The sequence below is a fragment of the Bacillus sp. SLBN-46 genome, assembly GCF_031453555.1.
GTDB lineage: Bacteria > Bacillota > Bacilli > Bacillales > Cytobacillaceae > Neobacillus.
In genome coordinates, this window is sequence record NZ_JAVIZM010000001.1 from 2,227,540 (window position 1) to 2,244,841 (window position 17,302).

At 36.9% G+C, this 17,302-nt stretch carries 16 protein-coding genes, 1 other RNA gene and 1 pseudogene; 10 read left to right on the forward strand and 8 right to left on the reverse strand.

Annotation, left to right across the window (positions count from 1 at the left end):
- The first annotated feature begins 365 nt into the window (after positions 1-365).
- The 6 genes from QFZ87_RS11455 (at position 366) to QFZ87_RS11480 (ending at position 5,736) form a co-directional block, all read left to right on the forward strand.
- On the forward strand, positions 366-791 hold the full coding sequence (locus QFZ87_RS11455) for a CotD family spore coat protein (RefSeq protein WP_309861219.1): 426 nt from the start codon (positions 366-368) through the stop codon (positions 789-791).
- Between the two features lie 127 nt (positions 792-918).
- The gene (locus QFZ87_RS11460; RefSeq protein WP_309867815.1) at positions 919-1,476 is read left to right on the forward strand and encodes an SLOG family protein; all 558 of its coding nucleotides are present in this window, start codon (positions 919-921) and stop codon (positions 1,474-1,476) included.
- Between the two features lie 138 nt (positions 1,477-1,614).
- Positions 1,615-1,917 carry a cell division regulator GpsB gene (gene gpsB, locus QFZ87_RS11465; RefSeq protein WP_308083421.1) on the forward strand — a complete coding sequence of 101 codons (303 nt, stop codon included), beginning with the start codon at positions 1,615-1,617 and terminating at the stop codon, positions 1,915-1,917.
- An 81-nt stretch (positions 1,918-1,998) separates the two neighbouring features.
- Positions 1,999-2,396, forward strand: an RNA gene (gene rnpB, locus QFZ87_RS11470) — RNase P RNA component class B.
- 176 nt (positions 2,397-2,572) lie between these two features.
- Positions 2,573-3,721, forward strand: a complete 1,149-nt coding sequence (locus QFZ87_RS11475) for a THUMP domain-containing class I SAM-dependent RNA methyltransferase (protein ID WP_309861222.1) — start codon at positions 2,573-2,575, stop codon at positions 3,719-3,721.
- An 89-nt stretch (positions 3,722-3,810) separates the two neighbouring features.
- Complete coding sequence (locus QFZ87_RS11480) at positions 3,811-5,736, forward strand: ATP-dependent DNA helicase (protein ID WP_309861225.1); 1,926 nt, start codon at positions 3,811-3,813, stop codon at positions 5,734-5,736.
- A gap of 47 nt (positions 5,737-5,783) precedes the next feature.
- Here QFZ87_RS11480 and QFZ87_RS11485 read toward each other — a convergent pair whose 3' ends face one another.
- Genes QFZ87_RS11485 through QFZ87_RS11505 form a run of 5 tightly spaced genes read right to left on the reverse strand, consistent with a single transcriptional unit; the run spans position 5,784 to position 8,557 of the window.
- Positions 5,784-6,083 (reverse strand): metal-sulfur cluster assembly factor, encoded by a 300-nt coding sequence (locus QFZ87_RS11485; RefSeq protein ID WP_309861228.1) that lies wholly within the window; start codon positions 6,081-6,083, stop codon positions 5,784-5,786.
- 13 nt (positions 6,084-6,096) lie between these two features.
- On the reverse strand, positions 6,097-7,341 hold the full coding sequence (locus QFZ87_RS11490; RefSeq protein WP_309861231.1) for a hypothetical protein: 1,245 nt from the start codon (positions 7,339-7,341) through the stop codon (positions 6,097-6,099).
- 14 nt (positions 7,342-7,355) lie between these two features.
- Complete coding sequence (locus tag QFZ87_RS11495; RefSeq protein ID WP_308083426.1) at positions 7,356-7,562, reverse strand: DUF2249 domain-containing protein; 207 nt, start codon at positions 7,560-7,562, stop codon at positions 7,356-7,358.
- 48 nt (positions 7,563-7,610) lie between these two features.
- Entirely contained in the window at positions 7,611-7,844 is a 234-nt protein-coding gene (locus QFZ87_RS11500) for a DUF2249 domain-containing protein (protein WP_309861234.1), read from the reverse strand.
- 20 nt (positions 7,845-7,864) lie between these two features.
- Positions 7,865-8,557, reverse strand: a complete 693-nt coding sequence (locus QFZ87_RS11505; RefSeq protein ID WP_309861236.1) for a Crp/Fnr family transcriptional regulator — start codon at positions 8,555-8,557, stop codon at positions 7,865-7,867.
- A gap of 214 nt (positions 8,558-8,771) precedes the next feature.
- On the opposite strand from QFZ87_RS11505, the gene QFZ87_RS11510 reads away from it, so the two are divergent.
- The 4 genes from QFZ87_RS11510 (at position 8,772) to QFZ87_RS11525 (ending at position 14,293) form a co-directional block, all read left to right on the forward strand.
- Positions 8,772-11,135, forward strand: a complete 2,364-nt coding sequence (locus tag QFZ87_RS11510) for a nitric-oxide reductase large subunit (RefSeq protein ID WP_309861238.1) — start codon at positions 8,772-8,774, stop codon at positions 11,133-11,135.
- Between the two features lie 301 nt (positions 11,136-11,436).
- Complete coding sequence (locus QFZ87_RS11515; RefSeq protein ID WP_308084142.1) at positions 11,437-11,670, forward strand: DUF2249 domain-containing protein; 234 nt, start codon at positions 11,437-11,439, stop codon at positions 11,668-11,670.
- A 209-nt stretch (positions 11,671-11,879) separates the two neighbouring features.
- A complete protein-coding gene (locus QFZ87_RS11520) occupies positions 11,880-13,388 on the forward strand; it encodes a carboxypeptidase M32 (protein WP_309861246.1) in 1,509 nt (502 codons plus the stop codon).
- On the forward strand, positions 13,385-14,293 hold the full coding sequence (locus tag QFZ87_RS11525; protein WP_309861250.1) for a DMT family transporter: 909 nt from the start codon (positions 13,385-13,387) through the stop codon (positions 14,291-14,293). Before QFZ87_RS11520 ends, QFZ87_RS11525 begins: the two co-directional genes overlap by 4 nt.
- 30 nt (positions 14,294-14,323) lie before the next feature.
- Here the strand turns inward: QFZ87_RS11525 and QFZ87_RS11530 are convergent, their stop codons facing one another.
- The 3 genes and pseudogenes from QFZ87_RS11530 to QFZ87_RS11540 all read right to left on the reverse strand — a co-directional run bounded on the left by QFZ87_RS11530 (position 14,324) and on the right by QFZ87_RS11540 (position 16,640).
- Positions 14,324-15,991, reverse strand: coding sequence for a b(o/a)3-type cytochrome-c oxidase subunit 1 (locus QFZ87_RS11530; protein ID WP_308083432.1), 1,668 nt, complete (start codon positions 15,989-15,991; stop codon positions 14,324-14,326).
- A pseudogene (locus tag QFZ87_RS11535) lies at positions 15,991-16,468 on the reverse strand (cytochrome c oxidase subunit II). The gene QFZ87_RS11530 and the pseudogene QFZ87_RS11535 overlap by 1 nt, the downstream one beginning before the upstream one ends.
- A 22-nt stretch (positions 16,469-16,490) precedes the next feature.
- On the reverse strand, positions 16,491-16,640 hold the full coding sequence (locus QFZ87_RS11540) for a cytochrome c oxidase subunit 2A (RefSeq protein ID WP_308083434.1): 150 nt from the start codon (positions 16,638-16,640) through the stop codon (positions 16,491-16,493).
- Between the last annotated feature and the right edge of the window lie 662 nt (positions 16,641-17,302).

Sequence of the window (17,302 nt, forward strand, 5' to 3'; positions counted from 1 at the left end):
CAAATTCTTAACAATTAATTATAAAAAATCAGCAATTCCATATTGTTTATTGTAGTTGAAAAAGGTAAAATGTGAAATTGAATTGAGAAAAAAAACGACTATAAACTATGGAGCTGGTAATATTGTATAAAGCAATTTTATTCTTATTTTTTATTGTCGTATGTTTGACTGCTGTTGTTTTTACAAGCTTGAAAGATAGCTTTTATTCGATGTTATAGATTGCTTGTCCAATTAAACATTAATAAACAATTAGACTTCTTTGGATTCTCTGATTTGTAAAAAATAGGTGTTTTCCTTAGTACAAGAGTAACTCCTTCAACATAGGCTGTTAATGTAAACAGATTATTTGAAGGGAGAGCATTATAATGTATTTAGGAACTAATTTTATGCCGCCAGTCATTCATCCGACACAACAAATTGTGAACCACACATTTTCAACAACGGTGGTGCCACATATTCATCCAGTACACACTACAACTGTAAATCACCATATGTACCAACATAAACACTTCTGCCCACAAACAGCGTCATGTTGCGAAGAGGAATGTAATCAGCATATTAACTGCTGTAACCCATGTGCACCAGGTGTTATGCCAGCTGCAATGCCTGCTCCGAATGCCGTGCCAGGTATGGGAATGGGAGCCCCAGGTTTTGCGCCAGGAGGCCCAGGCTTTGGACCAGGAGGCCCTGGTTTTGGACCAGGAGGTCCAGGTTTTGCGCCAGGAGGCCCGGGCTTTGGACCAGGTGCCCCAGGCTTTGCCCCAGGACCATTCATGGGACCTCGTCCTTAAGGAGAATGTTTCAATTGCAAGGGCTTCTAGCCCTTGTTTTTATTTTGTTTACATTATTGTATGCTTGCTTTATAAAAATGTTTGTCCTATTTAAAAAAATTTTTATATAAAGGAGAACATTTCTTTGATTAAAGTGCTTGCGATTTCAGGATATAAACCATTTGAATTAGGAATTTTTAAGAAGGATCACCCATCTGTCCAATATATTAAAGCGGCTTTTAAGAAGGCTTTAATACCAATTGTGGAACAAGGATTAGAATGGGTATTAATTAGCGGACAATTGGGAGCTGAATTATGGGCAGCAGAAGTTTTGTTTGAATTACAAACGGATTATCCTGAGCTTAAACTGGCAGTCATTACCCCTTTCCTTGACCAGCAAGCATCCTGGAACGAAAATAACAAAGAATGGTACGAATCCGTTCTTTCTAGAGCGGATTTTATTGATTCTGTAACAAAAAAGGGATATGAAAAACCATGGCAATTTAGATTAAAAAATCAATTTTTTATTGAAAAGAGCGACGGTATTCTCCTGTTTTTTGATCTGGAAAAAGAGGGAAGCCCTAAATACCTATATGATATGGCTATACAATTTCAAAAAAATCACGAGTACCCTGTAGAGTTAATTACGTTTTACGATTTACAAACGATTGTCGAAGAAGAACAATTAAAACAAATGGATTATTAGGGTATGTTTAGTACTCTTAATGCATATTTTTATAATGATTTATAAATCATTCATTTCTCAAAACAAAAGAAAATTGACAAAAGCACATATTTTTGAAAAAATAATAGGTAACGATTGGCGAATACTGAGGTGATTTTAATGCTTTCCGATAAAGTTAAGTTAACGGCTAAGGATATTTTAGAAAAAGAGTTCAAGACTGGTGTACGTGGTTATAAACAAGAAGACGTTGATAAATTTTTAGATTTAATAATTAAGGATTATGAAACTTTTCATCAGGAAATCGAGGATTTACAGCAAGAAAATCTTAGACTTCGTAAACAAGTAGAAGATAGTTCGAAAAGACAGCCAGTGGCACAACCTGCTGGAACGACCAACTTTGATATTTTAAAGCGATTATCTAACTTAGAAAAACATGTTTTTGGCAATAAACTCTACGATTAACAGATTGTACAGTCATTTCCTAATAATAACCATTGAATAAACAGCATGAATTACATATAATAATAAATGTCTTCATTAATGACGTTCGGGTAATCGCTGCAAGGAGCTTTGCAACTTGTAGAGGAAAGTCCATGCTCGCACGAGCTGCGATGCTCGTAGTGTTCGTGCCTAGTGAAATCATAAGCTAGGGCAGCTGGGTCTAGCATCCAGTTGACGGCCGGGAAAATACCTAAGTCCATTAGGATATGGTATGAATACCTATAAAAGTGCCACAGTGACGTAGCCTTTCTAGAAATAGAAAGGGTGGAACGGGTAAACCCCACGAGCGAGAAACCCAAATTATGGTAGGGGCGCTTTCTCTGAGGAATTGAACGAGGAGAAGGACAGATTCTTTATGAATCTGTAGATAGATGATTACCACCTAAGTACGAGACTAACAGTCGCTTGCAGTACTATGGTACAGAACATGGCTTACAGAACGTTATTAATGGGAAAGTATGCTGGATATAAACGGCTCTCCTGATAGGGGAGCTTTTTTATTATTTTACTAAGTAAGTTGCATTCGTTAAGTGTTTTTTGTCAATAATGATAGCAAATCATAGGTCAATTCTGTAAAGTTAACAATACATACATGTAATAAGTTAAGGGTGAAAAAATGGAAAAATATCAATTAATCGCCACTGCGGCGATGGGGCTTGAAGCACTAGTTGCAAAAGAAGTTAGGTTATTAGGGTATGACTGTGAGGTTGAAAATGGAAAGGTAATCTACACTGGAGATGAATCTGCGATTGCACGCAGTAATTTATGGCTGAGAACAGCAGACCGAATAAAAATTAAGGTTGGAGAATTTAAGGCCTATACCTTTGATGAATTATTCGAGAAGACAAAAGCACTTCCGTGGGAAAAATTCCTTCCAGAGGATGCTGAATTTCCTGTAATCGGGAAATCAGTCAAATCAAAGCTATTTAGTGTTTCTGACTGCCAGGCAATTGTTAAAAAAGCTGTTGTCGAACGGCTGAAAAAACATTATAAGCGAAGTACCTGGTTTGAAGAGAATGGTGCTCTTTACCGTATTGAAGTTGCTTTGCTAAAGGATGTTGCTACCATAACGATTGATGCTAGTGGCCAGGGGCTTCATAAACGAGGATACCGTATTGATCAAGGGGAGGCTCCATTAAAGGAGACACTTGCAGCTGCCCTTGTTATGCTTACAAATTGGAAAGCTGACCGTCCGTTCATGGATCCATTTTGCGGCTCAGGAACGATTCCAATTGAAGCTGCCATGATTGGGCAAAATATAGCACCAGGCTTTAATAGAGAATTTGTTTCAGAAGGCTGGAATTGGATCCCTCAGAAGGTATGGGATGTGGCACGGAGTGAAGCGGAAGATTTGGCGAATTATGATCAGCCGTTAGATATTTTAGGTACAGATATTGATCACCGAATGGTAAAAATCGCCCAAGAGAACGCATTTGAGGCTGGTTTTGGGGACCTCATTTCGTTTAAGCAAATGCAAGTAAGAGATATTTCAACACCGAAGGAATATGGTGTAATAGTTGGAAATCCTCCTTATGGTGAAAGACTAGGAGAGAAGAAGGCTGTTGAACAAATGTATAAGGAAATGGGTCAAGCATTCAGTAAGTTAGATACGTGGTCGATTTACATTTTGACTTCAAATGAAGAGTTTGAGCAATTTTACGGAAAACCAGCTACAAAGAAAAGAAAGCTTTTCAATGGTTTTATTAGAACAGACCTATATCAATACTGGGGAAAGCGTCCACCAAGACAAGAGGAATTGAAGTAAATAGCTATTATTAAATAGTAAAAAGAAAAATAAGTTCTTTAGAACTAGGGTGTCTAATAGAGGCGCTCTTCTTTTTTTGGAGGGATATTATGCAAAATCGAATGCCGTTTGAAATCTCAAAAACAGAATCCTTTTATGACAAATTAAGTGAATGGATTGGCGATTTATTTTATGATATTTTGCCAGAAGCTGGCTTTGAATTAAGGGATGAGCAAATTTTCATGGCTTTTCAACTTGAAAAAGCGTTCAAGGACAAAAAAATAATGTTTGCTGAAGCCGGTGTAGGAACAGGAAAAACGATTGTTTATTTACTTTACTCGATTATGTACGCTCGATATACCAATAGACCTGCAGTGATTGCTTGTGCAGATGAAACGTTGATTGAACAGCTTGTGAAAAAAGAGGGCGACATTGCGAAACTGGAAAAAGTACTTGGATTAAATATTGATGTTCGCTTAGCAAAATCAAGGGATCAGTATTTATGTTTAAAGAAGCTTGATCAAGTGAGGAATACTGACTTTTCAGATGATATTTCTGAAATCTATGAGAAATTACCTGATTTTGTTCACACAGGAAGCTCTATGCAAGCATTTGAGAAATACGGTGACAGAAGGGAGTTTCCAAGTCTATCTGATGACAAATGGAGTCATGTTAATTGGGATTCCCTGCAAGATTGTTTTTCCTGTGAAAAACGCCATCGATGTGGTCTGACATTACACCGTGAATATTATCGTCATTCAACAGATCTAATTATCTGTTCCCATGATTTTTATATGGAACATGTTTGGACGAAAGAATCACGAAAACGAGAAGGACAGCTCCCATTATTACCTGAACATTCATCTGTTGTATTTGATGAAGGGCACTTACTTGAATATGCCGCACAAAAGGCATTAAGTTACCGCTTTACAGATTACACTTTGGAAACACTATTAACTAGGTTAATGGAAAACGAAGTACGTGAAAAGACATTGTATACGATTGATGAGGCTTTACTAGAGAATGAAGCATTTTTTAACACCATTTCACAATTTTCCTCTCAATCAATAGGCTCAGAAAAACAAATAATTACTAAACATCCATTAGTAATGAAATCTTGCAGAAAACTGCTCTCGACTCTTCAAGCGCTAGAAGAAGAGTTGGTTTTTGAAAGTGAATTATATGTTATTAATGAATATGACTTAAGAATTGTAGAGGAGTATTTAGAACAAATTACGTACTCATTATCACTTTTTCTACAAGAATTAAACGGAATTACTTGGTTTGAAGAGAACAGAGGTGAACGGACACTTGTCATTATGCCAAAAATGGTTGAAGAAGTGATGAGAGAAGAGGTATTTTCACAGAAGAAACCGTTTATTTTCTCATCAGCAACTCTGGCTAATCAAAAGTCCTTTGATTATATTGCTAAAAGTCTTGGTGTACAGGACTACCTGTCATTTTCTGTTTCATCGCCATTTAATTATGATGAAAAAATGAAAATCTATCTCCCGCGGTTTTCACCTGGCAATTTTATTGAAAAAACAAAATACCTTGTAAAAATGATTCAGAAAACCGAGGGTCGTGCACTTATCCTCTTAAATAATAAAGAAGAACTGACCTACTTAAAAAGTAAGCTATTAGAGGCTGTTCCATATCCAATTTATTTTGAAGGTGATGAAGAAATAAGTACGCTTGTTTCCAAGTTCCAAAATGAAGAGCAGGCAATTCTATGTTCTATTCATCTATGGGAAGGACTTGACATTCCAGGTAGATCACTTGAAAACGTGTTTATCTATTCCTTACCATATCCACCTAATGATCCTGTTTTTACTGCAAAAAGAGAGGGAGTTGCACATCCGTTTGAAGAGGTGGACTTACCTTATATGCTCCTTCGCCTGCGTCAGGGAATAGGACGTTTAATCAGGAGTGAAACCGACGAGGGAATGGTGCACATCCTATTAGATGAAAACATCGATTCTGAGGTTTTACAAAAAGTTAAGAATGCATTGCCTACCGAAGCAAAAGAACAATAAATCAAAAAAAGCGGAAGTAGCCAATTTGGGCACTTCCGCTTTTCTGTTTACCGTCCTAATAGCTTTAGGCCTTCTGGTGTCATTTTTTCTGGGGACCAAGCTGGTTCCCAAACAAGATTAACTTCCACATTTCTTGTTTCTTCCAGTCCTTGAACACAATATCGGACACCTGTTGTGATGCTATCATGCAACGGACAGCCAGGTGTAGTTAATGTCATGGTAATCGTAACATCAGCTTCATCAGAAACTTCAACATTATATATTAACCCAAGGTCAACCACATTTATATTTAATTCTGGATCGAAGACACTTTTTAATGCTTCTAGTACTTTTTCTTTTACATTCATGATGTACACCTCACTATTTTTTTAGAACGCTTAAAATACTAACTGCAAATATAATAAATACCACCGACAAAATCATCTGGCCAATTGTAAATAGAATCGTTACTTTTAATACAAAAGAAACAAAGATTACTAATACTGAAAGAATGAAAAACAAGAAGAGAGGAACTACAATCTTCTCATTCATCATGTCCTTTAAGGATGGGACCGCTTTTTTTCCAATTTCCTTACTATATTTATAGGTCCACCACAAGAATGGAACGATTTTGTAGAGATACCCGATTATACTTAGGACAACCCATAAAAATAAATAGCAATAAATGAATGGACCAGCAAGAGTGGTTATGGCTTTTGTCCATAATAGGATGAATGCAGCTAAATGTAGAACATTCCCTATTCCAATCGCAACTAATGCAAACGTAAAAGGCTTATCCAGCTTCTTTTTCAGTCGTTTTTTTATAATAATGCTTATATGCCAACTAAAAACGGAAAATCCTGCTAACAGTAAAAAGAACCCCATTTTTAAAAGAATATGATTATCCATAAAGAAGGAAGTCAATAAAGTGACAAGACCTCCAGTATAAAGCCCATAAACAAACCTAGCATGTATCATGGGGAATCCATGAGATAGGGAAAACATAGGTACCATTTTATAAGAAAATCCAAAAATTAGTAATGTAAACCAACCAGTTACGCCCATTAATAAATGACTTTTAAAAATAGATTGATAATATGCAGTACCAAAACCTGTTTTCAGGCTATAAATCATTGTAATTCCCAAGATGATAGTAATAAATAAACAAACTAGTGCTGTGCCAACAAATGCTGTAAGAATATTCGGCTTTGCTTGTTTTTTTAATGTCATGTACATTTGAAATAAAAACATCATTATTCCTAAAAGTGTAAGACTTCCAGGGATCAAGGCATTTTGCGGTGCCCAATATAACATACCAGAAAAGGAGAGAATTCCTGCTGCTGTGATAGAAAATTGAATAAAACCGAACTTTTCACTCCATATTTTTGTTAAAAATGCTACAGGTACCAGCTGATACATAGCGCCCATTGCGGCCATCAGTGCCCATCCTAAGACTAATAAATGAGCAGAAGACCAGATTGCAGGAATTCTAAAGCTTCCAGCGGTTAACATTTGCCCATTTATTAATAGGATCAATTGGGAAAGAACCAATGCAATCAAACTAAAAAAGATAAAGGAAATAGGAAGCTTAATATTTGTTTCACTTCCCATAGATTGAGGAAGCATACACGATCACCTACTTACCGGAAGATTTCAATCTTGAAACTTCCGTCATTTTGTTGTTCTGTTCGTTGCTTGTAGCCCAATTCTTCCAACTGTTCGTATAGAAACATGGGTCTTCTATCATTTATTATTGTTAAAACCTCATTTTCATTCAATGTTTCTAATGCGGCTAACGTTCTCATCATTGGCTGTGGGGGTTCTAACCCCCGATTATCTAATATCACCGTATTCACCTTCCATGTATTAAAATTCTTTACTCTATCGCTCTTTATTTATCTTGTTTTTGTAAAGGTTATTTTCCAGTGTTTTTTATCAATTTCCTCTTCCTCATGGGTAAAACCTTTTGCCTTTAGTACGCTGAAAAGTGGAACTGGTTTAAACGGGGCATGTAGGATAAAGAGATCATTTGTTTTACACTCCTTAACGGCCTCCATAATCTTTTGAAAAGGTTCCAATTTATTTTTTAAATCCTCGCGGACATCGAGTTCAATAATTCGTTGTTCCATTTATGACAACTCCTCAAAGTTTAATAGAATAATTCCTGTTGAAGTGCTTCACGGTCGATTAAGTAATATCCCTCATCGTCCTGTGTAACGTATTCTTTCTTTTTAACTTGATTTAAAGTGCGGCTAACGGTCTCCCTAGAAGTACCAATCATATTGGCTAATTCTCGATTCGTAAATTGTGTAGTAAACCGATATCGATCTCCAACCTGTTCACCGTTAGTTTTACACAATCTAATAAGTAATAAAATGATCTGTTCATATGTGTTATGAAGAACTTGCGCTTCCAATCTTCCTTGAAGGTCTACAATTTTTTCGCCTAACACTTTAAAAAGTTTAATGCAGAGCTCCGGATAGGAAATTAATATTTCTTCAAACTTGTCTATAGGAATTACCACTAAATGAGCATCTTCCATTACTTCCGCGTGTGCGGGAAAATTACCTTTTCTGAAAAATCCAGCATGTGGAAACATCTCTCCAGGTTCGAGAACGGATATAATTTGTTCTTTCCCAGCTTGGTCTGTCTTATAGATTTTAATTTTTCCACTATGAATAAAGAAGACTCTATCAAGTGGATCATCTTGCATGAAAACATACATCTTATGTTTATAAAATCGGGTTTGTGCAATTTTTACGATGGGTTCAAGTTCTTGTGTACATAATTCCTTGAAGATTGGGACCTCGGACAGTCTTTTGATAATATCCTCTTGCTTCATTTAACATCACCTTCATATTAGTAATTCAACTTAGCTTCATTGTAGCAAGGATTTCACACTGGATATGTGACCTCCGTCATAGCTAGAGATCTTTTTGAAAATAATTCTCGGTTGCGTGATAAATATCACAGGGGTAGGATGAGGCGCTTCACTTTGTGAGATGGCTATCAAAGTTACAATACGAGTGTAAAGAAACATGAGAGGATGAGAGGATATGGAAATTCAGCGGGGAACACCGACAAAAAAAGTGGTAAAGGCAAATAAAAATGCCTTGTTGAAATCCACTTTAATTATTACCATTTTACTTAGTTTCACTGTCTTATTAGCTGGAGGCTATTGGATATTCAAGGAGCAGGCCCCTAGACCATTAGAGGTTACAAATGAAAAAGGCGAGGTATTATTTACTAAAGACTCCATTATGGGAGGTCAGGCAGTTTTTCAAAAATATGGTTTAATGGATTATGGAACTGTTTTAGGACACGGATCATACATGGGTCCAGACTATACGGCTGAAGCTTTAAAAATCTATACAGAAGGTATGCAGGATTTTAAAGCTAATGACGAATATGGCAAAGAGTTTACAAAATTAAATGCAGATGAAAAAGTCATTATTAAAAATAAAGTAATTAAAGAAATGCGTAAAAATAGATATGACAGCAGCAAAGATACAATGGAGCTAACAAATGCTCAAGCTTTTGGACTTGAGAAAGTGAGAGCCTACTATAAAGATATCTTTACAAAGGGTGACGGCTGGGGATTAAAGGCAAACCTTATTAAAGAAAAGGATATGCCTACTAAGGATCGTGCCTATGTTGCCAAGGGTGACCAGATTACACAAATTTCAGATTTCTTCTTTTGGACGGCGTGGCTCTCAAGTACCGTTCGTGAAAATGATAAAATCACCTATACAAATAACTGGCCATACTATGAGGACGCGGGAAATCAATTATCCTTCTCTGCTATCTGGTGGAGTGGTGCAAGTATAACCATACTTATTTTAATGATTGGTATTATTCTTTATTTATTCTATCGTTATCAGTTTGGTATGCAAGAGGCTTATAAAGAAGGCAAGTTTCCACATATTGATTTACGTAAAATGCCAGTGACAAATTCACAAGTAAAATCAGGGAAATATTTTACCATCGTATCTGTCTTATTCTTTGTTCAGTGTATGTTTGGTGCGTTACTTGCTCACTATTATATTGAACCTGATAGTTTCTTTGGAATGAAGTGGATCCATGACGTTCTTCCATTTAATATCACTAAAGGCTATCACTTACAGCTTGCTATATTCTGGATTGCAACAGCATGGCTAGGTATGGGGATTTATGTCGCTCCATTAGTCGGTGGGTATGAGCCTAAGAAACAAGGCTTATTGGTAGATATTTTATTCTGGGCTCTTGTTGTCCTTGTGGGCGGCAGTATGGTTGGAGAATGGCTTGGAGCAAATGGATATTTAGGAAATCAATGGTTCTTATTCGGTCACACGGGTTGGGAATATATTGAACTCGGCCGCGTATGGCAGCTCATATTAATTCTTGGTATGTTCATTTGGTTGTTCATTGTATTTAGAGGCGTTAAAGCAGGTCTAAAGCGGGAAACAGATCGCGGCGGACTTATCCACCTATTATTCTACTCAGCTATAGCTGTACCGGCATTCTATATCTTTGCATTATTTATCAATCCTGGTACTAGCTTCACATTCGCAGATTATTGGCGCTGGTGGATTATTCACTTATGGGTAGAAGGTATTTTTGAAGTTTTTGCAGTAGTTGTCATTGGTTTCTTAATGGTTCAATTAGGTCTTGTAACCAAGAAATCAACAGTGAGACAATTATACTTCCAATTAATCCTGCTATTAGGCAGCGGTGTAATCGGTATTGGTCACCACTATTATTATAACGGTTCTGCAGAAGTATGGTTAGGACTTGGCGCGGTGTTCTCAGCGTTAGAAGTTATCCCATTAACCTTGTTAATCCTTGAAGCATATGAGCAATACAAAATGATGCGTGAGGGTGGAGTTAATTTCCCTTATAAAGGTACCTTCTGGTTCTTAATCTCTGTAGCAATTTGGAACTTGGTTGGTGCAGGTGTACTTGGATTCTTAATCAACTTACCAGCAGTAAGCTATTTTGAACACGGACAATTCTTAACACCAACACACGGCCATGCATCAATGATGGGTGTATACGGAATGTTTGCAGTAGCAGTTCTATTGTATTCACTAAGAAACATTGTTAAGCCAGAGGCATGGAATGATAAATGGATTAAAATTAGCTGTATTTTATTAAATGTAGGTCTTGCAGGTATGGTATTCCTATCATTACTACCAGTTGGTTTCATTCAAATTAAAGAAGCCTTCTATCATGGTTATGCAGCAAGCCGCTCTGCATCATTCCTTCAAAAGGATATTGTGCAAACTCTACTAACATGGCGTGCGGTGCCTGACACCATTTTCCTAATTGGTGTGTTAATTTTAGTATTATTCTGTATAAAGGCACTCTTTAACTTACGTAAACCAACTCATAAGGAAGGAGAGCAGCTTCCTGTTAAAGATCTTTCTATCGACGAAGAGTAATTAGGGAATCCGCAAAGTTTAGCTTTGCGGATTTGCTTTTTCAAGTAATAGATTCTCGTAACATTCAAAACAAAGTATTTCATTCTTTTCTGTATGGATGCCGTTAAAAAAGCCATCTAAACAGTATATATTCTTGTTGCAACACATGCATGAGCCTACTAATTCCTTCATTTTTCTAACCTCCTAACTAAGAAAAGAGTATTAATAAAATCATTTCTTGGGTGTGATAAGATGCACTAAAAATGAGAAAAGGATTACTTATAATGAAATAGAAGTAAACGAAATAAAAGGAGTGATAATATTGCAAACATATGCAAAAGTAATCCATGTGCCAGACTACCCACCACGTGAAAAGCATCCAACAATCTTTAATGGATTTGATGAGCTATCATCAGGAGAAACCATGATGATTGTTAACGACCATGATCCGAGACCACTTTTATACCAGTTCATGATGGAGAGACCTGAACAATTTTCTTGGGAATACCTAGAAGAGGGTCCTGAAACATGGAAGGTTGCAATCAGTAAAAAGTAAGTTAGGAATTTACGACTTAGAATTTTCCAGGCTGCTTAACTCTTTCTAATCATTTTACGTGTGAATATTTAATTTTCAGTTTTTTCCCTATGAATATATTTTACAACAGAAAACTCTTTCTGTTGTTTTTTTTATCATTATTAATCTCAAAAGGGCAACTTTTCAGAATTATATGGTAAAATTTAAACGTTATGAAAGGGGGCAATGCTGTGAGTACAAAAACTATTCAAATAGAAAAAGAGTTTTTGGATTATGTGAAAAAAATGACTGCCTATCATGAGGCACTTGGCGTTATTTATTGGGATTTAAGAACAGGAGCTCCCAAACAGGGGGTAGAACAGCGGTCAGAAGTAATCGGGATGTTATCTTCGGAAGTATTTAAAATGTCTACTTCTGAAGAAATGGCTGCGTACATAGCAAGTTTATCAAAAGCTGAAGTAGATGAAAAAACAAAAAAAATTCTTGAAGAGTGCAAAAAAGAGTATGAACGTAATAAAAAAATTCCAGCGGAAGAATACAAAGAGTTTGTGATCCTCCAATCCAAAGCTGAGAGTATATGGGAGGAAGCGAAAGAGAAAGCTGATTTTGCTATGTTTAGTCCGTATTTAGAAAAGCTGGTAGAGATGACAAGAAGGTTCATTAGTTACTGGGGGCATACGGAAAAGAGATATGATGTCTTATTAGATATGTATGAACCAGGGATGACGACAGAGGTCCTGGATGATGTATTTGGTAAACTTAGAGAGAGGATTGTTCCTTTAGTGAAGCAAATCTCTGAAGCCGATAATAAGCCAACAACAGATTTTCTTTTTAAGTCCTTCAAAAAGGAAAAGCAACGCGAGTTCAGCTTAGAGATTCTGGCAAAGATGGGCTATAACTTTCAGGCTGGAAGGCTGGATGAAACCGTTCATCCATTTGCGATTGGGCTGAATCCTGGGGATGTCCGTGTCACTACAAAGTATGATGAAAATGACTTTCGGACAGCTATATTTGGCACCATTCATGAGGGGGGCCACGCCTTATATGAACAAAACTTTTCAAAAGAATTAATCGGTACGCCGCTATGTTCTGCGGCATCCATGGGCATCCACGAATCCCAATCCCTATTCTACGAAAATATTGTTGGTAGAAGCCTTCCATTTTGGAAAAATAACTTTGACTGCCTAAAAAAATACGCAGATGGGCAATTTGATCAAGTAGATAGTGAAAGATTTTACAGAGCTATTAATGAATCTAAACCATCCCTTATTAGAATCGAAGCAGACGAATTAACTTATCCGCTTCATATCATTATTCGTTATGAAATTGAAAAAGGCTTATTTGATGGTTCCATGCAAGTGAAGGACCTGCCTCAGATTTGGAATGATATGTATGAACAGTACTTGGGAATTGTTCCGAAGAATGATGCGGAGGGTATTCTCCAGGATGTCCACTGGGCGGGAGGAAGCTTTGGATATTTCCCTTCCTATGCTTTAGGATATATGTATGCTGCGCAATTTAAGCATAAGATGCTTGAGGAAATCCCCCATTTTAACCAATTGGTAGAAGAAGGGGATTTGCTGCCGATTAAAGAGTGGTTAACGAAAAATATTCATCAATACGGAAAATTAAAGAAACCACTTGAAATTCTAAGAGATGTTACAGGTGAGGGCTTAAATGCAGAGTATTTAATTGAGTATCTCATTGATAAATATCAAAAGGTATATCAATTGCAGTGAAAAAGCTCCTTCCGATTATTTTCATTTCTAGTAGTGCTGCATTATGGGGGATTATTGCCATATTTGTTAGAAAGCTAACCGAATTAGGTTTTACACCGATGGAGATTGTCACATTAAGGGTAGTTACTGCAGCAGTATTGCTTGGAATCCTTGGTATCAGTAAATATTCGTCCCAGATGAAAATCAAATGGATGGATATTAAATTGTTTATAGGAACCGGCGTTTGCAGCATTGTGTTATTTAATTGGTGCTACTTTTCTGCAATCAATCAGATGAGTTTATCTATTGCTGTCATACTATTATATACAGCCCCTGTTTTTGTTACAGCTTTATCCTTTCTATTTTTAAAAGAGAAAATGGATACGGTAAAATTATTATCAGTCTTAGGGACAATTGCAGGGTGTGTAATGGTTGCAGGGGTAAACCTTCATGCGACAAGCTTTAGTTTTATCGGGATTTTAACAGGACTCGGGGCCGGCTTTGGATATGCCTTATATAGTATCTTTGGCAAATTTGCTTTAAAAAAATATCAACCCTTTACGGTCACTTTCTATACGTTTGTTATTGCTTCCATCACATTACTACCGTCAACAAATATTTGGGAAAAGGGTTCATTACTTATAAGTAATGAGGTTCTTCTATACGGTATTGGGTTGGGGCTTTTTCCAACGGTATTGGCTTATTTACTCTATACAAAGGGACTTGAAAAAATAGACACTAGTAAAGCTTCTATTATTGCAACGGTTGAACCTGTAGTAGCCACGCTTTTAAGCGTTTTTCTTTATCGGGAAGGGTTCAGTGTTACACAGGGGATCGGTACTTCCTTGATTCTTTTATCTGTTTTGCTAGTAAATCGGTCAAAAAATAATTCAAACCAACTATACGAAGAAAAGGCTTCAATCTAATGATTGAAGCCTTTTCTCATATATTTCAAACTACCATTTACTCCAAGTTTGGAAACCTTTTGATCCTGGTGGTGCATTTTGAATGATATCAATAAACGGTATGGTGTAAGCAAAAAGAATTAAAGCAGCTGTAATACCAAGCCATAATTTCCAGTTTTCAAATACCATTGGTGCTTTTTCTTCCGGACGCTCTGCTTCACCAACTGGGAATTCTTCTTCTCCCTTTGGAGCAAAGAATGCTAGATTGATAAAAATAATTAGCACTAAGATAATACCTAAGAAAAGGATTGAGCCACCAACTGCTTGAGCAATCTGGTAAGGGATCCACTCTGCCGCTTGCTTCGCACCGCCATAGGTTGAGAAGGAAGAACGTCGTGGGCCTCCAAGCAAACCTTGTGCATGCATGGAAGTGGACATGAAGGCCATTCCAATTGTCCATACCCAACCTTGAATAATACCTAGTTTATTCATTGCTTTTGTTAATTTACGGCCTGTTAAATGCGGTACTAACCAGTATGAGATGCCAAAAAATGTTAGCGCAACAGATGTTGCTACCGTTAAGTGGAAGTGTCCTGTTACCCATATAGTATTGTGAACTACCTGGTCCATCTGGTTTGAAGCGTTAATAATACCACCGGCACCAGCTGGGATAAAAACGGCCATACCGATAAATGGAACGATAAAACGAGCATCACCCCATGGTAGAACTCTGAACCAGCCAAAAAGACCAGTTGCGCCTTTTGAACGGCCATATCTCTCAAAGGTTGCAAATAATGAGAAGGCTGTCATTAATGAAGGAATGATAACCATGAAAGTCAAGATAACCTGTAAGAACTTCCATGCTGGATCAATTCCAGGTTCAGTTAATTGATGGTGAAAACCAACTGGGATCGAGAACAGCAAGAACAAAATAAAGGATAAACGAGCTAAGGAATCGGAGAAAATTTTTCCACCGATAATTTTTGGAATGATGGCATACCAACACATATAAGCTGGTAATAACCAGAAATAAACTAATGGGTGACCAAAATACCAGAACAATGTACGGCTGACTAAAACATCAACAGTATCCACTAAGCCAAGTGACCAAGGCAGTAATTGGAATAAAACGGTTGCAGCAACACCTAATGTAGCAACGATCCAAAGAACAGTATTCACTACAGCCATAAAGCTTAATAAAGGACTTGGCTGTCCTGGATTATTCTTACGCCATTTTGCATAGGTCAGAATCTGAGCAGAACCATCAATCCAGCTTCCGACAACTACAAAGGTTAAGCCCAAATAAAAAATCCAGTGTGCTTTTAGTGGGGCATAGAACGTATAAAGGACAGATGCTTCTTTAAGCAAAACCATTGTTGCTGCCATTAATGTCCCGATCAACATGACCCAAAAACCAATCCAGCCGGTACGTCTTGCTGCTGGGGAGTGTCCTCCAGTTGTTCTGCTTACTGCAGCATATTGAAATCCCATAATAAAGAAAGTGGTTAAAACAAGTCCCATTAATACTCCATGGACAGTTAAAACTTGATAATAATCGATTCCCCACGGAAGTTCCCATTTACCAGAACGAACGAGGGTTTGGAGAAGTCCCATCAAACCACCAAGAGCAAGAGCGGAGAAGGCGACAAAAAAGTGTGCCATCGAAAGCTTTGCATCACGAGGGTCAACTTTTACTTTTACAGCTGTATTGTTAACCATTATTTTACCACCTCAATCTTTGAACTCATTAGATGGTGTCCAGCACCACAATATTCATTACACACAATTAGATATTCGCCAGCCTTGTCAAAGGTTGTCGTATATTCACTGACATAACCAGGTTCAAGCATCATATTAATATTAGTTCCAGCTACTTCGAATCCATGAACAACATCTGTTGTTGTTGCAATGACCCTTACTTTCGCTCCTAGTGGAACTTTTACTTGCGCAGGATTAAATGAGAAGGCTGAAGCCACATACACTAATTCATAGTCCCATTCTTTCCCTTCAACTTTGTGAAGGCCTGGCTCTGTAAATGGTTTTGTTTGATTGACCTTCTCAGGATTTATAGTAGTTAAACAACTAGGTGGTTTGTTACCTAGATAAAAAGCACTAACGCCAATGGTGACTAAAAAATACTACAAGGGCACCTATTCCAAATGCGAGCCATATTTTTTCAAATTTATGCATATGCATAATCTTTTTCCCCCTTCAATCATTAAAAACGTTCTACAAATAGGTAATAGACACCTACCCAAGTGACCACAATGAAAAATCCCAAAAAGAAAACGGACGCTAATGTTCCTTTGAGAGAAGAGCTGTCTTCGATCTCGGTTTTTTGTTTTGTTTTTAATTCCGTTTTTGCCATCCCCTTGCACTCCCTTCAAGAAAAGTAAAGATTAAATAATAAGTTCTCTTTCATAATACAAAACAATTGTGAAAGTAAACTATATAGTTTTGGAAGTTCACAAATTGTTCATTCCTTAGGTAACTACTATGTTAATGTTAAAAACTTGATATAACAGTGATTTATGTCACATTAACCAAGGGGTAAATGTGACATAAATGTGAACCATCACACTTTACCTGTGATAAAAGTAATTGATTAATGTTTCACAAGCAAAAATCCATGTTTTTGAAACCAAGTCACATTCCTGAAATAGGAAAAATAAGATATATCATAATGACTTAGTTTAAGGCTGTGTTAAAGAACATTGTTGCTTTTTATACCCTGTTGATTGGAGCGCCTGGAGCGGAAATCAACAGACAAGTTTAATAGAGCCTAGTTTAATTAGGAAGCGAGGGTCTTCTTTGGAAAAATATTATTGTGAACAATGTCGATTATTATATAATGCAGAACAAGAGTGTGGAGTTTGCGGATTATTGGCAAATAAAAAAATAAAGATTGAGGTTCAAGCTCAACCAGAAAAACAATAAGCCACTAAAATTGGTAAAGATTATGTAATGAAGGAAATTTAAAATCGCGATATAATTTAAGAGCACAACAACAACAACCTTCAAAACGTTTGC